Annotated in this window: 20 protein-coding genes; 8 read left to right on the top strand and 12 right to left on the bottom strand. The window is 41.7% G+C overall.

Annotated features, from left to right (window positions below; genetic code table 11):
• Nucleotides 1-15 precede the first annotated feature (15 nt).
• From TERMP_RS01725 to glyA, 6 genes are all read right to left on the bottom strand, one after another.
• Nucleotides 16-768: a DNA polymerase sliding clamp gene (locus TERMP_RS01725; protein WP_013466617.1), complete on the bottom strand. Its 753-nt coding sequence runs from the start codon at nucleotides 766-768 to the stop codon at nucleotides 16-18.
• Between the two features lie 2 nt (nucleotides 769-770).
• Entirely contained in the window at nucleotides 771-947 is a 177-nt protein-coding gene (locus TERMP_RS11505; RefSeq protein ID WP_158304564.1) for a hypothetical protein, read from the bottom strand.
• Nucleotides 944-1,273, bottom strand: coding sequence for a transcription factor S (locus tag TERMP_RS01720; protein ID WP_013466615.1), 330 nt, complete (start codon nucleotides 1,271-1,273; stop codon nucleotides 944-946). Before TERMP_RS01720 ends, TERMP_RS11505 begins: the two co-directional genes overlap by 4 nt.
• A gap of 137 nt (nucleotides 1,274-1,410) precedes the next feature.
• The gene (locus TERMP_RS01715; protein WP_308735481.1) at nucleotides 1,411-1,674 is read right to left on the bottom strand and encodes an immunoglobulin-like domain-containing protein; all 264 of its coding nucleotides are present in this window, start codon (nucleotides 1,672-1,674) and stop codon (nucleotides 1,411-1,413) included.
• A 26-nt stretch (nucleotides 1,675-1,700) separates the two neighbouring features.
• Complete coding sequence (locus TERMP_RS01710; RefSeq protein ID WP_048159713.1) at nucleotides 1,701-2,213, bottom strand: hypothetical protein; 513 nt, start codon at nucleotides 2,211-2,213, stop codon at nucleotides 1,701-1,703.
• Nucleotides 2,214-2,304: 91 nt separating this feature from the next.
• Nucleotides 2,305-3,582 (bottom strand): serine hydroxymethyltransferase, encoded by a 1,278-nt coding sequence (gene glyA / locus TERMP_RS01705; RefSeq protein WP_013466612.1) that lies wholly within the window; start codon nucleotides 3,580-3,582, stop codon nucleotides 2,305-2,307.
• Nucleotides 3,583-3,718: 136 nt separating this feature from the next.
• Between glyA and cobB the strand changes: the two genes are divergently transcribed.
• From cobB to TERMP_RS01685, 4 genes are read left to right on the top strand one after another with little or no spacing between them, the layout of a single operon-like run.
• Nucleotides 3,719-4,474: an NAD-dependent protein deacetylase gene (gene cobB / locus TERMP_RS01700; RefSeq protein WP_048159712.1), complete on the top strand. Its 756-nt coding sequence runs from the start codon at nucleotides 3,719-3,721 to the stop codon at nucleotides 4,472-4,474.
• On the top strand, nucleotides 4,471-4,866 hold the full coding sequence (locus TERMP_RS01695; RefSeq protein ID WP_013466610.1) for a DUF3783 domain-containing protein: 396 nt from the start codon (nucleotides 4,471-4,473) through the stop codon (nucleotides 4,864-4,866). The genes cobB and TERMP_RS01695 overlap by 4 nt, the downstream gene beginning before the upstream one ends.
• 34 nt (nucleotides 4,867-4,900) lie before the next feature.
• Nucleotides 4,901-5,629, top strand: a complete 729-nt coding sequence (locus TERMP_RS01690; RefSeq protein WP_013466609.1) for a TIGR02253 family HAD-type hydrolase — start codon at nucleotides 4,901-4,903, stop codon at nucleotides 5,627-5,629.
• Nucleotides 5,616-6,158: an ASCH domain-containing protein gene (locus tag TERMP_RS01685; RefSeq protein ID WP_048159886.1), complete on the top strand. Its 543-nt coding sequence runs from the start codon at nucleotides 5,616-5,618 to the stop codon at nucleotides 6,156-6,158. Before TERMP_RS01690 ends, TERMP_RS01685 begins: the two co-directional genes overlap by 14 nt.
• 15 nt (nucleotides 6,159-6,173) lie before the next feature.
• On the opposite strand, the gene TERMP_RS01680 is transcribed toward TERMP_RS01685, so the two are convergent.
• The 3 genes from TERMP_RS01680 to TERMP_RS01670 all read right to left on the bottom strand — a co-directional run bounded on the left by TERMP_RS01680 (nucleotide 6,174) and on the right by TERMP_RS01670 (nucleotide 11,090).
• Nucleotides 6,174-7,499: a TldD/PmbA family protein gene (locus TERMP_RS01680; RefSeq protein WP_013466607.1), complete on the bottom strand. Its 1,326-nt coding sequence runs from the start codon at nucleotides 7,497-7,499 to the stop codon at nucleotides 6,174-6,176.
• Between the two features lie 4 nt (nucleotides 7,500-7,503).
• Nucleotides 7,504-8,922 (bottom strand): TldD/PmbA family protein, encoded by a 1,419-nt coding sequence (locus TERMP_RS01675; RefSeq protein WP_013466606.1) that lies wholly within the window; start codon nucleotides 8,920-8,922, stop codon nucleotides 7,504-7,506.
• A gap of 104 nt (nucleotides 8,923-9,026) precedes the next feature.
• Complete coding sequence (locus TERMP_RS01670; RefSeq protein WP_013466605.1) at nucleotides 9,027-11,090, bottom strand: DUF4350 domain-containing protein; 2,064 nt, start codon at nucleotides 11,088-11,090, stop codon at nucleotides 9,027-9,029.
• A gap of 151 nt (nucleotides 11,091-11,241) precedes the next feature.
• Here TERMP_RS01670 and TERMP_RS01665 point away from each other — a divergent pair, with 151 nt between their 5' ends.
• Together TERMP_RS01665 and TERMP_RS01660 are read left to right on the top strand one after the other, a co-directional pair.
• Nucleotides 11,242-11,766: a cob(I)yrinic acid a,c-diamide adenosyltransferase gene (locus TERMP_RS01665; protein ID WP_013466604.1), complete on the top strand. Its 525-nt coding sequence runs from the start codon at nucleotides 11,242-11,244 to the stop codon at nucleotides 11,764-11,766.
• A gap of 5 nt (nucleotides 11,767-11,771) precedes the next feature.
• Nucleotides 11,772-12,464 carry a cysteate racemase gene (locus TERMP_RS01660; RefSeq protein ID WP_013466603.1) on the top strand — a complete coding sequence of 231 codons (693 nt, stop codon included), beginning with the start codon at nucleotides 11,772-11,774 and terminating at the stop codon, nucleotides 12,462-12,464.
• On the opposite strand, the gene corA is transcribed toward TERMP_RS01660, so the two are convergent.
• Nucleotides 12,461-13,429, bottom strand: coding sequence for a magnesium/cobalt transporter CorA (gene corA, locus TERMP_RS01655; RefSeq protein WP_013466602.1), 969 nt, complete (start codon nucleotides 13,427-13,429; stop codon nucleotides 12,461-12,463). The two genes, TERMP_RS01660 and corA, sit on opposite strands and share 4 nt — an antisense overlap.
• Before the next feature lie 117 nt (nucleotides 13,430-13,546).
• On the opposite strand from corA, the gene TERMP_RS01650 reads away from it, so the two are divergent.
• Nucleotides 13,547-14,599 (top strand): aminopeptidase, encoded by a 1,053-nt coding sequence (locus TERMP_RS01650; RefSeq protein ID WP_013466601.1) that lies wholly within the window; start codon nucleotides 13,547-13,549, stop codon nucleotides 14,597-14,599.
• Between the two features lie 49 nt (nucleotides 14,600-14,648).
• Nucleotides 14,649-15,842, top strand: a complete 1,194-nt coding sequence (locus TERMP_RS01645) for a redox-regulated ATPase YchF (RefSeq protein ID WP_013466600.1) — start codon at nucleotides 14,649-14,651, stop codon at nucleotides 15,840-15,842.
• On the opposite strand, the gene TERMP_RS01640 is transcribed toward TERMP_RS01645, so the two are convergent.
• The gene (locus TERMP_RS01640) at nucleotides 15,829-16,770 is read right to left on the bottom strand and encodes an endo alpha-1,4 polygalactosaminidase (RefSeq protein ID WP_013466599.1); all 942 of its coding nucleotides are present in this window, start codon (nucleotides 16,768-16,770) and stop codon (nucleotides 15,829-15,831) included. The genes TERMP_RS01645 and TERMP_RS01640 overlap by 14 nt on opposite strands.
• Nucleotides 16,771-16,781: 11 nt before the next feature.
• The gene (locus TERMP_RS01635; RefSeq protein ID WP_013466598.1) at nucleotides 16,782-17,216 is read right to left on the bottom strand and encodes a class III signal peptide-containing protein; all 435 of its coding nucleotides are present in this window, start codon (nucleotides 17,214-17,216) and stop codon (nucleotides 16,782-16,784) included.
• Between the last annotated feature and the right edge of the window lie 21 nt (nucleotides 17,217-17,237).

Here is a 17,237-nt window from a genome sequence, read left to right as displayed (position 1 = left end):
AAAAGAATAAGAAAATCACTCCTCTTCAACTCTTGGTGCAAGGAGGAAGGTCAGCTTTCCTTCATCTCTTACTGGATAGTCCATCTGAAGGGGCATGTCGTTTCCAAACTGAATGATGACTTCATCTGCCTTACCAATTCCCTTGACCATATCAGCAAGATAGCTGATTCCATAGGCGCTCTTTGTTTCCTCCTGAACTTCAAGGTCAAGCAAGCCTTCGTCTTCAAGTGTGAGCTTTATCTCAACCTCATTAGTCTCTCCTTCAGCCTTCATTATGAATTCATTCTCTCTTGCGATGAACTTCAGACTGTCGCTGACGAGCGAAGCGTCCTTAACAGCTTCCTTGAGAACCTCCCCCAGAACAACTGCTTTTGCTGTGAAGGGCAGCTCTGGGAGTTCAAGCTCAAGCTCTTCCACCTCGATGAGCGGCAGTCTGAATGTCCTTGTTGCTGTTCCCTGAAGGGTTACCTCAAGGAAGTTCTCCTCACCTTTTTTAAGGATAAGAATGTCCTTGCTCTTTCCTCTTTTGAGGATTTTCTTGAAGTGGTCCATATTAACGCCGATTGTTTCTTCTCCATCAACCTCATATTTTGAGAAAATTCCAGCCGGCAGGTTGAGGTCAATAAGAACGACTCTGCTTGGATCCATTGCCCTCATGCTTATACCATCTTCAGTAACCTTGAAGGCTGCTTCATCAATCAAATTGCTTGCTGTTGCTATCAAAGTTGCAAAATCCTTTGCCCCATCAAAAACAATCTCAAACGGCATCTTCACACCTCCATATCGTTGAGAATTTTGAGCATCAATCTAACCCTTTCTTTTCCACGAAGTAGATAAGTTTTTCCATTGTTCACATCAGGTATCCTTTTATATGCTTCATCCAACTCCTTTAAAGCCTTTTCTGCGAGCCTTCTTAAGACTTCAACTTCCTCTTTCATGCTCATCACTCATAGCTCCTCCATGTATAGCCACACTTTGTGCATCTGTAGAATATAGTTGAGGGCTCATCCCCAGCCCTTGTCTGCAGCTCCCACCAGTAGGCTTCGTCATTTCCGCACTTTGGACAGGTTATTTTCACCTTCGGCAGTGTTGCAAGATCTTGTTCAATAATCGGTATATCTTCAACCTTATGCTCAACTTTCTGGGTTAGACGGTAAGCCTTAGCAGCCTCTGGGTTTAGAGGCTCTTCATAGCCGCACTTCCTGCAAACAAAGACTTCTCTCTTTCTATCAGGGAGCATTATGCTTCCACACTTTGGGCAGAACTTCACCATTTTTCTCACCCCTTCAGCCGAGGGTTAGGTATGGTAAAAGAGGATAAAAAGTTTTGCCAACTTGAAATAATCTTATGGAACACTGATGATGAGTAAAAACTTCGACATTGAAGTTAATAGAACCAGGATATACAGGACTATTCTCTAATCTCAAACTCCACCTCAAGGGTTAGTTTTCCTTCAACTCCTATCCCGAGTGCTTCCTTTATTATTTTATATCTTCCAGGAGGTAAAGGATATGAGTTCCAAGTGCTCTCATCAAAATACACCAGCCTAATTTCCTGAGTCCAAGATTCTCCTGGCATAATCTCATAACCCTCTAAGGTGAAGAATATCCCCAGTTTCACTTTTTCCCAATTTCCATTCTTAAGCCTATAAATCACATATGGATTTCCTAACAGTATCGGAGTTTTGCCTGTATTTTTAACTACCAGCTTTGCGGTTTCTCCAGTTTGTAAACCTCCTTGTCAAGGTACATCTCAGCATTAAAATCTTGAATTGGAACAAAAACTGTGGAGTATAAGCTGTCAATCAAGTTGCAGTCCTTGTCAAAAACATACACAGATAGAGCATAGGTAACGTTCTGTTCAGGTGGGAGGATAAATTCAGCATGCCAGTCATTTTCAGTGTAGATAACTTTCCAGCCATCCTTAGTTTTCTTGTAGACAACAAAGACCACTGTTTCATTGTAGCCTAAGGGGACATTCTGAGCCCGAAATCCAATGATTTCTCCTGGAGGTTTGTAGCTCGCACTTATCCAGTAGCCTACCTTTCCAGGACAACAGAAGAAGGAATGGTTATAGGAAGGGGATAAAGGCTCTGAAGGAATCTCACAGGGGAGCATTTTTTGACCATATTCCTGCGTATCATCGGGTGAAATAGTTAGATAAGCAAATGCAACCATAAGGGACAGAAATACGGTATAAATAATTGTTTTCATGATTTACCCATTACAAAGTTATGATGCCACACAATATAAACCTCTCGACAGCTTCAATCCAAATTGGAACTAAAAGAGAAGAAGAGAAAAATCACTCCTTCATTGGCAAACCATAGTCGAAGGAGTAGTAGACCTTCTGGAACTGCTTTCTGAACTCGAATACTTCCTTCTCGACCTTCTTTGGATCCTCTTTGTCAATCAGTACACGCCTCATGAACCTTGCAATCTCCTTCATGTCGTCTTCCATCATTCCAACTCTTGTCATCTCCTGGACACCTATCCTGAGACCACTCGGCGTGTTGACCTTTTCAAGCGGATCCCACGGTAAGAGGTTCTTGTTGAGGATTATCCCTGCTTCCTCTAAGAGCGGCGCCGCCCATCCGCCAGCTGCCTCGTGAAGATCGCTAACATCAACTATAACCTGGTGGCTCTTGGTGTAGCCTTGGTCTTCACCGATGACGTTGAATCCTTCTTCGGCCAAAGCCTCAGCTAAAGCTTTTGCGTTCTTTACAATCTGCTTTGCGTAAGCTTCACCATACTCAAGCATCTCCGCCGCTGTGATGACTTTTCCGGCCATGTGGTGGAGGTGGTGGTTGCTGAGAACACCTGGGAAGATCGCCCACTGGAGCTTTGCAACATCCTCACCAAAGTTCTTGTAGAGGATCACGCCGCCCTGTGGGCCTGGGAATGTCTTGTGGGTTGAGGAGGTTATTATATCAGCACCTTCTCTAAGCGGGTCCTGGAATTCTCCTCCAGCAATCAATCCGAGAACGTGGGCAGCATCGTACATAACATAAGCCCCGACCTCTTTAGCTACTGGAGCGAGCTCTTTGACTGGGTGTGGGAACGGGAACAGTGACCCGCCGAAGACTACAAGCTTTGGCTCCTTCTCTCTGATGAGCTGAGCTGCTTTGTCAACGTCAATGTTAAAGCTTTCATTATCAAATGGCCATGTGAAAACGTTGAGACCCCTCATACCAGCTGCACCAAAGGGCATGTGGCTTATGTGCCCACCGTGGGAAGTGTGAAGGACTATAACGTTGTCTCCAGGCTGTGTGAGGCCAAAGAATGCGGCTTGGTTTGCGTTTGTACCCGAAATCGGTCTCAGATCTGCAAAATCACTCTTGAAGAGCTTGCAGAAGAGGTCAACACCAATGAGCTCAACTTCATCAACGTACTTACATCCCTGATAATATCTCTGCCTCGGCCAGCCTTCGGCGTATTTATGCATGAAACCACTCGCCACAGCCCTTGTGACACTTGGAGAAGTTACGTTTTCGCTTGCAATCAAATTAATCGTTGATGCCCTCCACTTTTCGTGCATCTCAACAAACTCCAGAACCTTATCCTTATATTCTGTATAGCTCATAGTATCACCCCAAAGGTTTATGCATGAAATATTTCACCGCCATGTAATTTAAAGGTTGCTTTAGACAACCCTGATGATGGACATTACGTATGTTAAGATTTTAAAGCCAAAAATACGAAAAATATTGGGGAACGGGATGATAGAGGAGGCTGCAAAAATAATTGCACGTTCAAGGTTTTTAATAGCTTTCACTGGGGCGGGAATAAGTGCTGAGAGCGGAATCCCTACGTTTAGAGGGAGGAACGGACTGTGGAAACGGCACCGCCCGGAAGAACTCGCCACACCTGAAGCTTTTGCCAGAAATCCAAAGCTTGTGTGGGAGTTTTACAGATGGAGGATGAAGATTATATCAAAAGCTAAACCAAACAAAGCCCACTTAGTTCTGGCTGAACTTGAGAGAATGGGGATTCTCAAAGCCGTGATAACCCAGAATGTTGATGATCTGCACAGAGAAGCTGGGAACAAAAACATCATCGAGTTGCATGGTAACATCTTTAGGGTCAAGTGCATACGTTGTGATTACAGAGAGAATCTCAAAGAAAGCGGAAGACTTGAAAAGTTCCTTGAAGATGAAGATTTACCCAAATGTCCAAAGTGCGGCTCTCTTTTAAGACCAGATGTCGTTTGGTTCGGAGAGGCTTTGCCTGAGAGTGCTTTGAGTAAAGCATTCAGCTTAGCGAGGAGAGCCGATGTGTGTTTAGTTGTAGGCACGAGCGGACAGGTATTTCCAGCGGCATACATACCCTATATAGTCAAAGATAATGGCGGTTATGTGATTGAAATAAATCCAAGCCAAAGCGGAATTACTCCGATAGCTGACATCTTCATAAGGGGAAAAGCTGGGGAGGTTATGGATGAGCTTTTGAAAAAAGTTGAGGAGCTGAGAGGATGATATTTTTGATTGGATTTGACAAGAATGAAGTTAAGAAAATCAGAGAAATGCTTAGTGAGCTGAAAGTCTATGAAATTCCCCAGTACTGCAGGGACTGGAGTGTGCAGAGCATAGTGGAGAAAGCGGAAGAGCTTGAAGGCTCGTGTGACTGGCATCTTAAAAAGTTCATTTTAATGCACGATCTTAAAAATCCCCAAATTAGAGAAGTTTTAGCCAGAATAAAGTCCTTAAACCTCGGAAAGATAATCTTTGCAACCACGACGCCAACTTCACTCACATGGAAGCTTGAAGATCTGCTTGAAGAGCTTATTCGTGAAGACGAATACTTCCAAGAATTGAAGAGAAAAGAAGCACAGCAAAAGAGACTGTATCTGGACATTGGGAAAGGTTAAATATATCGTTGTCAAAAACGAAACGGGGAGGGGTATGATTAAGGTTGTATTCTTTGATTTAGATGATACGATAGCTGATACTACAAGACTTGCTGAAATGGCAAGGAAAAATGCAATAGAAAACATGATCCGACATGGCATGCCAGTTGATTTTGATACTGCGTATAATGAGCTTTTAGAACTCATTAATGAGTATGGAAGCAACTTCCCAAGGCACTTTGACTACCTTCTCAGACGTTTAGACTTGAGGTACAATCCAAAGTGGGTTGCTGCTGGGGTAATTGCTTACCACAACACAAAATTTGCTTATCTAAGAGAGGTGAGACATGTAAGGAAAACTCTCCTTAAGCTTCGGGAAATGGGTTTGAGGCTCGGCATAATAACAGACGGAGACCCAATAAAGCAGTGGGAAAAAATTCTGCGCTTGGATTTAGACGATTTCTTTGAGCATGTTGTTATATCCGACTTTGAAGGAGTTAAGAAGCCGCATCCAAAGATTTTCCAGAAAGCACTTAGAATATTTGGGGTTAAAGCTCAAGAAGCTGTAATGGTTGGAGACAGGCTTTATTCAGACATCTATGGAGCAAAAAGCGTGGGCATGCATACAGTCTGGTTCCGCTATGGAAAGTATGCAAACAGAGAAGAGGAATACAGAGAATACGCAGACCATGAAATCACCGATCTGCTTGATGTTCTGAAAATAATAGAGGTGCTGAACAGTGGCAAAGACGATTCAAATAAGAAAGTTCATGCTGATAGATAATGCATACAAAGAGCGCATTTTGAGGGGGAAGAAAGTTACAACGATTAGATATGGAAAATATGAAGCAAAACCTGGGAGTGAAGTTTACATAGTTATAACCCCAAGCGATACGGCAATAGCTAAAGCTAAGATAAAAGGTATCACAAAAAAGAAGGTCAAAGAGCTCACCAACGAGGATGCAAAGAGGGATGGTTTTAAAGACGTTAGAGAGCTTTTAAGGGTCTTAAACAAAATTTACGGAGAGCTTTACGGAGATGATGAAATCACGATCATCGAGTTCGAAGTTATAAAACAGTTCAAAGAGGGAGTACCCCTAAAATGGCTCAAGGGCTTGAATTACAGAGACCCCTATGAGATAGCCAAGCTTTATGTCGAAAACAACCTGAAAATTTCTCCAGATGTTGATTTGATTGTGAAAAAAGTCCATGAGGAAGGATTAAAAGCTGCAGTGAAGAGATATGGGCCAAAGAGGGTTAGGGGCGCATTGCTGAAAGCTTATCATGAGCTTTATGCTAAAGGGATAATTTAAGGAAAAGAAAAGAGATCACTTTGTAGCCTTCGTTATGCCAACATCTTTAACCAGAACATAAGGAGTGAATACCGGCGTTCTAACTTCCCACCAGTGGATATGGTAGAGTTCTTTTCCTAAGGCAGCTATGCTCCCCAAGATGCGCTGGAAGTTGTCGCTTACGCGGATGTTCCTTATCGGCTTAACGATCTCACCATTTTCAATTAAGAACGCTCCATCCCTTGGAATCGTCGAGAAATCACCGGCAACATAGTTCTGGAAGCGAGTGTACCAAACGTTTGTTATGTAAATTCCCCTCCTGATCTCGCTGAAGAGCTCTTCTTTTGAGTAGTCCCCAGCCTCAAGGTAGATGTTCCAAGCTCTTGGCATTGTTAGACCTGCGTTAGCTGTTGTTTTAGTGTTGTATTTTCTCGCAAGGCTTGTGTTGAGGAGATAGGTCTTTAAAACCCCGTTTTCGATTATCGTTGTTTCTTGAGTTGGAACACCCTCGTCATCAAACTTCCTCGTTCCATAAGCGTTTGGCATGTTTCCTACATCCTTCAAAACGATGTCCTCACTCGCAACCTTTTGTCCAAGCTTGCCAACTAAAAAGCTGAATCCTGCTTCAACAGCAAAAGCTGATGTCATGAAGCTCATGTATGAAAGCAGATTTGCAAAGGCTAAGGGGTCAAAAATGACGTCGTACTTGCCAGCCTCCCCCTCTTCCGGATTAACGGCAAGCTTCGCTATCTCTCCAGCCTTTCTTCCAGCTCTTTCTGGGTCGAACTTTTTCAAAACTCTAACTGAGTTCGTTCCATGTCCGCTTGATAGCTCATCAACGAAAGCCCTAACACTGATTTCTATGCCCGTCCCCTCGTCAAAAGCCTCAACATTGTTGCTCGTCGTTAAGTAGAGCTTATTGTAATCCGTATAGAGAACTCCAGCAACCCTCTCAGCACCTTCTTCCAATGCTGAGTTTATGGCAATCTCAACGTATTCATTCGGCTCATCAAGTTCGACAATCTTTTTGTCAAAAGTCTCTGGAATGTCCTTATATTCAAATGGACCTTCTGCTATGCCGTAATAGTCCTTCTTCGGCTCCATCGCCTTTGCCGTCTTGAAGAGCATTTTTAATGTCTTTTCGATTGTTTTTTCATCAAGGGATGTGAGCTCTGTTGAGACAAGCCTCTTTTCATATTCAGCGAAAATTGCAGATTTCTGATAGTGCCAGTTTTTTGCTACCGTTATCTCGTTGTTTGCAAATCTGACCTGTCTTCTCTGTGTCTCATATGATAGAACAACAACGTCTCCAAAGCCAATCTCTTTGGCCTTCTTTAAAATGAGCTCATTAACATCAAACATCCTCTCACCTCCTCAATACAACGTCCCTAAGTCTTGCGCTTGCTCCTCCCATCCATACTGGAACTCCTTGACCAGGTTCACCTTTTCCGCATGTTCCAGGATAGAATTCAACCTCTTTTCCTACCGCGTCAACACTGCTCCACAGACCTTTTGTTGTAATCTCAAGAATAGGTCTCCTTACTGGATGCTTTATCTCACCATTTTCAATCAGGTAAGCTTCTCTGCCAATATATCTCTGCTGGTACCTCCTGTCGTCAATGTTCCATTCGTTAAAAGAGACCATGTAAACACCAAGCTTTACATCTTCAATCAGCTCCTCAAAGGAATAATCGCCCGGAGCCAAGTAGGTGTTAGCCATTCTCACTATGGGCTCTCTGTCGTAGTTTATCGCCCTTGCTGCAGCATTAGAATTAGTATCTAAGTAATAAGCATATTCCCTGTTCATTAAGAACTCAGTAATGATTCCATCTTTGATTAAGTATCTCGGACGGGCTTTGATGCCTTCATCATCATACAAGTAGAAACCCCAGCTGTTTGGTATCGTTGGGTCTTCAATAACAGTTACTGCCTCGCTTCCAATTCTCTCTCCTAACATATCTGGCTTAACAAAGCTTTCTCCAGCTTGTGCTGCTTCCCTCCCAAAAATCCTATCCGCTTCATATGGATGTCCAACGCTCTCATGAACAGCTATTCCTGCAACTTCTGGGCTTATAACAACATCAACCTTCCCTTCTGGTGGCTTCTTTCCTTCTTTTATTAGCCTTTGCAAGGCTTTAACATCATTTAATGCTTTCTTCCATGGTTCTGCTCTCTCAATAAGCTCAAGACCGCCTGTGAAAGCAGTCTGAACGAATGGAGCCTGCTCAACTTGGCCCTCCTCAAAAACAACCAAATTGTATGTTATTGAAACCCTTGGAATGACACTCTCAACTTTTGCCCCTTCATTGTTGACGAAATACTTGTGGGCAATCCAGTCTTGGTAGCTCAAGAATCTCATTGGGACTTTGATCCCACTGTTCAGGACTTCCTCCTCAATGAGCCTTAGGTACTCCATCTTTTCCTCCCCGGAATAGTCCCTGAAGTCCTTCTTCATTCTTACTTCATAGTAAACCTCATGAAACCTCTCTTCGCTGAACTTTATTGGTATGTTTCTAACTTTTGAAGCAGCCTTTGCAAGCTTAACGGCTTTCTTAACAGCTTCGTTTACACTTTCTTTTCTCAGAACATTTGTTGATGCAAATCCCATTCCCCCATTTACAAGAACCCTGACTCCAATTCCCCTGTCGGCTCTTATACCTACTCCTTCTGGATTGCCGTTCTTCATAACGATATTTACCCCACTATGCTCCTCAAACCTTGCCTCTGCATATTCTGCTCCAAGCTCCAAAGCTTTTTCAACAGCAAACTCAACAAGTTCATGCATAGCCTTCACCTCTCATCCATGCATAGAAAAGTACAATCCTTAAGTATAAAATCATTTCGCTTCGATGAATGTTGAAATGAAAAACAAAAATAAAAGTAAAAGAATCAAATCTCCCCTGCAAGCCAGAGAAGGACTCCCTTAATGAACGGCCAGTTTGTTGTAATATATCTGCCGTAGTAGTCATCACTTATTGCCTTGCTTGAGCCATAAGCTACAATTCTGCCCTCTCCAACTTCAACTGCCGCTGCAACTATCGGCTTTGATCCTTTTTCCTTTGTAACCTTTCCTGTCTGATCAACGGCATATGAGCTGTCATAGCCTCTGATGAGCCAGACCACATCTCCAGAGACATCAAGCGTGTCACCGTTGTAATAGAGTTCTGATGTCTCGTTGAGGAATTTAGTTGCTGGGTGCTCAAAGTTGAATTCACCAACAAGTGGGAAGTACGGCCTTCCGGTGTTGCGGTCATTATCCATGAGCTCATCCTTATTGAATCTGATCCCAAATTCTTCAACAACTTTGTTCAAGCTCTTTGTGTTCACGTATTTGTACCAGTCTCCAAGTATCAGCAGCCCTCCCCCGTTCTTAACGAATTCTTTAATTGCCTGTGCCTCCTCATCAGTTATGTCAGTCCTTGGGTTTGTTATAATGAGAATGTTGTACCCTTGGAGCTTTTCGCTTGTTAGTGTTCCACGGTTGATTTCAACTTTCCAGCCAAGCTCTTCTTCAATTTTGTTTATCAAACTGCTCATTTTTTCGTCATTATAGTACTGGTTGTGTCCCGAGTCTATGAGAACCTTAACAAGCTTTGGAACTGTCACAGTAACATTCTGCACTGTCGTTTCATTTCCACCAGTTGCATTCTGCTGCTGTTGAATCATTGCTTTAATTTGTTCGAGAGTTGAGTTCAGGAGTGGAAGCACGTCGTTAATCATTGAAATTGTTTCCCTACTTAACAGCGCCGCTTTTCTTATGTGTGGCATAAGTGGAAGATAATAACCATTCCTTGTATATATCTTGAGACTTTCATACTTTGAGTATTCTTCATTTATCTGCTGCATGTTGCTTTCAATTTTTTCTATCTCATCTTGAAGAGGGCCTAAGTCAACATTATACTTCTGGAGCTCGGTCATCAATGCATCAAACTGCTCATAAAGCGGAGAAAGGATTGTCCAATACTTTTCATAACGGTAGTGGTAGTATGTTACAATGGTGAACGCTACAGTCTGTGGATTCTCATATACAGTAACAGGGACATATTTTTCATCATATCCAACAATTTCGGCTCTTATTACTGCATCCCCAGTGGATGATGGAGTCCATGTAGTGGTTGTGGAATAGTTCATCCCCGGATCCAAAATTAGGCTCGTATTTAACAGAATTTCATCATTTGCATAGATAAGTAATGTTACATTTTCACTGAATATACCGTCATTCTTTATAAGAACGCTAATTGGTGCTGGAACACCCTTAACAAGGGATCTATCTACATTGAGCTCAGCAATTTTTATCTCTGGAATGTACTCCTTTAGATCCTCTGGCCCTCTTGGCTCAATCTTAAAGTTACCATAGGAATAATAAACTGGACCAATTATATAGTCAAACTTCTGCCCATATTCGGGGGTGTATCTATAAATTAAATCGTCTATCCTAACTGGGCCGCTTCCATCGTCAACAAGCCACTCACCATAACCCAAGTCTGGATCAACTACCGTAACACCAACGACCTTTACCAAGACGCTTTCCCATTTCTCCTGTGAAACATTTCCTGATGGAAGGGTAACCGGCTCTGGCACCGGTGCCGTGCCAAGTACCTTAACGTAATCTCCATATTTGGGATTAACCGAAATTTCAGTTAATCCATAGTATTCCTTGACATACCCTCTAACTTCCACTAAATCTCCTACCTGAACTGAAGGTGCTGAGCCAGTATAAACATAAATTCCAGTCCACGGACCTGTTCCATTTTGCATAAAAAATCCTTTCGACGCAACTGCTGTTACTACACCAGTTGTAATTACTGTCTGCCCGGTATAAGGCGAGCTGCTGCTGTACCCCTGTATTTCTGGTATTGGAACATATGTCGCTGCATTCACAAAGCCTATTGTACTTACTGGAACTATGCTAAAAATCATTACAATAATCAAAAACAGACTCCACCTCTTCATAGCATCACCAAAATTTTAAAAACGCTCCTAAGTATAAATAACTTTTCCCAATGTTTTTGTATCACCAGCAGTGTATATATAGCTGCATTAGACAACAAAAAAGCAACAAAAGGAATAAAAAGATCAAGCTTTAACTGGACTTGGTGATCATATGCCAATTACAACAAGAACTGGTGATAAAGGGACTACTGGAATCTTTACCGGAGAAAGACTGGCAAAGTTCTCCCCAATCATTGAAGCTAACGGGACAATTGATGAAGCAAGTTCTTTTCTTGGAGAAGCAAAGCACCACATTAAGGATGAGGAGCTTAGAGGCATTGTAGAGAAAGTTCAGATTGATTTATATTCTCTCATGGCAGAGATAGCAAGCAAAGGTAAATATAAGAAGATTGGAGAAAAAGAAGTAGAATGGATGGAAAGCTTGATTAAAAAATTCGAGAACGAAGTTCAGCTAAAAGCCTTTGTAATCCCCGGCTCAACAATAGCGAGCGCAAAACTTGACGTATGCAGGGCTATTGTAAGAAGAGCAGAGAGAAAAGTTGCAAGGCTTCTTTTGGAATATGGATTTGGGGAAGATGCCCTAAAATACCTTAACCGCTTAAGCGATTTACTGTTTATTATGGCGCGCTATATTGAGTGGAAAGAGGGCAAACTCAGATATGCAAAAGCTGAGTGATTAAAATGGGAAAGGAAAAAATAATAGGCATCCTTGGCGGTATGGGTCCTATGGCAACTGTTGAGCTATTTAAAAGAATAGTTCTGAAAACCCCAGCAAAAAGAGATCAGGATCATCCAAGAATTATAATCTACAACAATCCAAAAATTCCCGATAGGACAGCTTACATTCTTGGTAAAGGTGAAAATCCCCTACCAGAGCTCATTGACAGTGCAAAAAAGCTTGAAAGCTGGGGAGCAGATTTTATAATAATGCCCTGCAACACAGCACACTTCTTCGCCGATGAGATTCAGAGAGCAATAAACATCCCGCTAATCAACATGATTGAAGAAACTGCGGAATATGTTAAGCAACTGGGGATTAAACGAGTTGGACTGCTGGCAACGACAGGAACAGTGGTTAGCGGAATCTATCAGAGAGCCTTGGAAAAGAAGGGGATAAAAGTGATAATACCAAATAAGGAAGAGCAGGAGAATGTCATGAGAGGCATCTACGAGGGAATCAAAGCTAACAAGTTCGAGTTTGGAAGGGAACTCCTGCTGGAGATAGCTAAAAAGCTTGAAAAGGAAAGTGAAGGCATCATAGCTGGCTGCACTGAGGTGAGTGTTGCACTGAAACCCGAGGATTTGGAAGTTCCACTAATTGACCCGATGGATGTTATAGCTGAAAAAGCGGTGAAGCTTGCTCTAAATCTCTAAAGCCACCCTTTTCTTTTGAAATAATAGAGCATGCTAAGTGATATCATCAACATAACCAGCAGAACTGCAGGGTATCCATAACGCCAACCCAGCTCCGGCATATACCTGAAGTTCATGCCGTATAGTCCAGTTATGAAGGTTAGAGGTATGAAAATTGTAGAAATTACCGTTAGTACCCTCATGATCTCATTTATCCTCATCGAGATTGTAGAATAGTAAATATCTATGAGACCATTCGCCATCTCACGCTGGCTTTCTATTAGGTCAAGAACTTCCAGAACGTGGGCATTAAGCTCTCTAAGATACGGCTTTGTGTCTTCTTCAAAGAACCTTGTACCTTCAAGCTGTAGCTCCCTAAAGACCTCAAGCAGAGGAAAAATAGCACGCCTCATAAAGAGGATTCTTCTGCGTATTGTGTGAATTTTCCTGAGCATTTCTCTGTCGCTGTTGCGGAGTATTTTATCTTCTATTGCCTCCATTTTTGCATTTATCTTATCCAAAATTGGGATATAGTTGTTAATCACTGCATCGAGGAGGAGGAAAATCAAATAATCGGCTTTTTTCTCCCTAACAAGACCCTCTCCTTTTCTAATGCTTTCCCTAATGGAGTTAAAAACATCACCTTTTACTTCCTGCAGAGTTATCACGTAGTTATCCTTCAGAAATATTGCGGTTTTCTCTCTTTTCAACCCCCCAGAGGACTCATAGACCTGATAGATGAGGATAAACAGATAATCTCCGAAAATTTCAACTTTTGGTCTGCTTTTTGAACGAAGGATCAACCTTATTGAGGTGTCATAAAAACCAAAGATGTTCTTTAATTCGTCCAGATAAGCAATACCATCAATGTTTACCCACACCACAGGGTAATCCTTGTAATTAAAGACTTCTTCGAGACTTTCAAGCCTCTTTTCCGTGAATTTATTCTTTGAATATGCAAAGAGCGTAATCTGTGGATTCTCCATTTTTAACACCTACTGATACTCAGCAAAGGTGCCACCAGAAAATTAGGAACTCAAGGTAATTATGCTTTTCCATAATTGTTATTTAGAACTAAAAACAAATCTCGCTTAGGTGGTTCTATGAAGCTAAAAGATGTCTCAAAGATAGCCATGCATGAAGTTATTGATGTTCAGAAAGGTGAGGAAGTCCTGATAATAACTAACCCTGGAGAAGTCTTGGAAATCTCACTGAGCCTTTTCAGTGCTGCTAAAGAATTTCATGCCAAGCCTACCATCATTATCCAAGAGCCAAAGACCTCACTCGAATTTGCAGAAAGAAGTGTAATTGAAGCTATAAAAAGTGAACCGGACATAGTGATCTCAATAACCGAGAAAAAGTTAGGTAAAGATGCGTTCGGACTAAATATCGGATATGTAGGCAGGGACAACCAAAAATATACCCACATTTTTGAAAAGCTTCTCTGGGGAGATAGAAGAATACGCTCCTTCTGGAGTCCTGGAATCACTGTAGACATGTATCTGAGAGCTGTTCCAATTGATTATGAGAGGCTTAGGTATGAGGCACGAGTCTTAGCTGAAATTCTTGATAAAGGGAAAGAAGTGCATGTAGCAACTGAAAAAGGAACAGATTTGTGGATAAACATTAAAGGAAGAAAGGCATTCAAAGACGATGGTGATTTTAGAAAACCTGGAAAAGGCGGCAACTTGCCCGCTGGAGAGGTATTCATTTCTCCGGCAGTTGGAAAAAGTGAGGGAGTGATAGTTTTTGATGGAACTCTGGGATTAGGGGGAGAAAGCGTACTTCCTAAGAATACTGTAAAAGTGCATGTCAAAGAAGGTTTTGTGCAAAAGATTGAAGGTAAAGAGGAAGCTAAAAAGCTTGAAGAGGCTATAAAGGAAGCGGAGAAGAGAGCGCTTAAAATGGGAAAGGAGGAGCTTGCTAAAAATGCGTGGCACTTAGGAGAACTTGGTATAGGGTTAAATCCGAGAGCAAAGATGAGTGGAAAGCTGCTTGAAGATGAGAAGCTCAGAAATACAATCCATATAGCAATTGGGGCAAACTACGATAATGATGCTCCAGCGTTGAATCACTTTGATTGTCTCATTCTCAATCCAACGGTTGAAGTTGACGGAGAGAGGATAATGGAGAAAGGGAAATTCCTCCTCTTTTAATCCTCAACTTTATAAGACAAAATCAGCTTAGAGTGAGTGGTGATGAAAAATGGAAATCGGTGTTGTAGGAAAGCCAAATGTCGGGAAATCAACCTTTTTCTCTGCGGCAACTTTAGTTGACGTTCAAATAGCCAATTATCCCTTCACAACTATTGAAGCAAATGTTGGAGTTAGCTATGTTATAGCAGAGCATCCATGCAAAGAGCTTGGCTGTGCTCCAAATCCGCAGAACTACGAATACAGAGATGGACTTGCTTTAATTCCAATAAAAATGATTGATGTAGCTGGACTTGTACCCGGTGCACATGAAGGTAGGGGTCTGGGGAACAAATTTTTGGACGACTTAAGAATGGCATCAGCACTGATTCACATAGTTGATGCAAGCGGAAAGACCGATGCTGAAGGACAGCCCACAGATTATCACGACCCAGTTAAAGATATTGAGTTTTTGGAGAAGGAGATAAACTACTGGATATATGGAATTCTAAAGAAGAACTGGGAAAAATTTGCTAAAAGGGTTAAACTTCAACATCTAAATCTCGCAAGAGCCATTGCAGATCAGCTAACTGGAATTGGAGTCAGTGAGGAGGACATCCTCGAAGCTTTGCACAAAACAAACTTAAGCAACGACCCAACGAAATGGAGCGATGAAGATTTGTATAACTTTGTCAGCGAGCTTAGAAGGATAAATAAGCCAATAATAATAGCCGCAAACAAAGCAGACATGGCAAGCGATGAGCAGATAAAGAGGCTTATTGAAGAGGGGAAGAAAAGAAACTACATTGTCGTGCCAACTTCAGCTGCTGCGGAGTTAACTCTCAGAAAGGCGGCAAAAGCAGGCTATATAGATTATCTTCCAGGTCAAAGTGATTTTAAAATTTTAAAACCTCTCAGCCCAAAGCAGCAGAGAGCACTGGAACTCATCAAAGAAAAAGTTCTTGATAGATTTGGCTCAACGGGAGTTCAGGAGGTCATCAATAAAGCTGTTTTTGAATTACTGCAGTTGATTCCAGTTTATCCCGTTGAGGATGAGCATAAACTTACGGATAGCTTTGGAAACGTTTTGCCTCATGTGTTCTTAATGAAAAAAGGTTCAACACCGAGAGATTTAGCGTTCAAAGTGCACACCGATTTGGGCAGGACGTTCCTCTATGCAGTAAATGCAAGAACGCGCAGAAGAGTTGGTGAAGATTATGAACTTCAATTCAACGATATTATAAAAATCGTGGCTACCGCAAGATGAGTTCTCTAAGTGAGCGCGGAAGGAATATCACCAGCAAAATTGCTCCCGATCCGCAGATGTTTTTATTTTCTTCCCCAATTTTTGCTTCGCTTGAAGGAACTTGGCTTTTTGTGAAGTTCTCACATGGGTTAAGTCCAATTCTTTGAAGGGTTATATCAGCCATATAAACCTCAAAGCCATATTCACCTGCATATTTGCAAACGATTTTGGAAAATTCCTCTACCTGCTTCTCATTATCTAAATCTGCATAACTTAAAGCCAAAACTTTAGCCTTCAGCTTCTTCAGCATTTCCGCCTGAGCAAGAACCCACTGCAGATCAGCATCTTGATAAATCTTGTATTTATTGCCATTGAAATCGTAATATGTTATAAAATCCTCAAAGAGGATGTAATCAACATACGGGGTAATTTCTTCAGCTATTGAAAAGCCTCTGTTTGCTACAATAACTATATCGGGATATTTTTCACGAATTGCTTTAATGAGTTCGACCATTGCTTCTCTCTTTTCGGGATATTTATCAACGTAGTCCAGATTGTCCAAAAAGACACCATCAAAACCTTTTGAGAGGATATACGGAACAGCTTTATTGAGAACTATGTCCCTCCACTGTGGAGAAGAGAAATCAGTTTCTCTCTCATTCCATGTCTCCCAATGTCCTATTATCACACTATCAGGAACCTCCCCAGCCCAAGGCTCCCAGCCGCCAATAGTTGCTAGGCTTAAATAACCCACAACGATTATGTTTTTGGATTTCAGCTCTTTGATATAGTTTTCTTCCACCAAAGGAGAAAGAATAAGAAGGTTGAACTTTGAGAGTTCATCTATATTGGTGGGGGATACATCGCCATAATAAACCGCAAAGCTTGCATAAACAAGGGTTTGAAGAGAAATAAAAGCAAAAGTCATGAAAGTTAAGTATCTTTTCATTTGAAATCACTTTACTCTTTCCAAATATAGAATCTTATCTCACAAGGAAAATATTCCTCCGGAATTGGAGTCCAATAATTAGCCCAATAATTTACTGGCGTAAGTAGACCTTCATGCGTTATTACCTTATACCCCGCCACATTAGGCGGTTTATTCATGCATATTAGTGCCAACTGGGCTTTTCTTATAGGGACTTTTATTGCCCAGACTTTGTACTCAACTTTATACGTTCCATCACCGTTATTTATTAAATAGGCCTCAACTTTTATATCTCCATAATCGGCAGTTATGTTGTTAAAGAGCCCCGGATCTAAGGTTATTTCATTATAATAAGGAACCTCTTTGGCAGCCCCTTTAAGGTACATAACTCCAATAGCAACAATGATGATCACTAAAGCAACAATAAAGAGATACTCAAGGGAGCCTTGACCCTTCTTAATCCACATATCTTCTCACCATATAGAATA

This window comes from Thermococcus barophilus MP (assembly GCF_000151105.2).
Taxonomy (GTDB): Archaea; Methanobacteriota_B; Thermococci; order Thermococcales; family Thermococcaceae; genus Thermococcus_B; species Thermococcus_B barophilus.
This window is presented reverse-complemented; position numbering and strand designations above follow the sequence as displayed.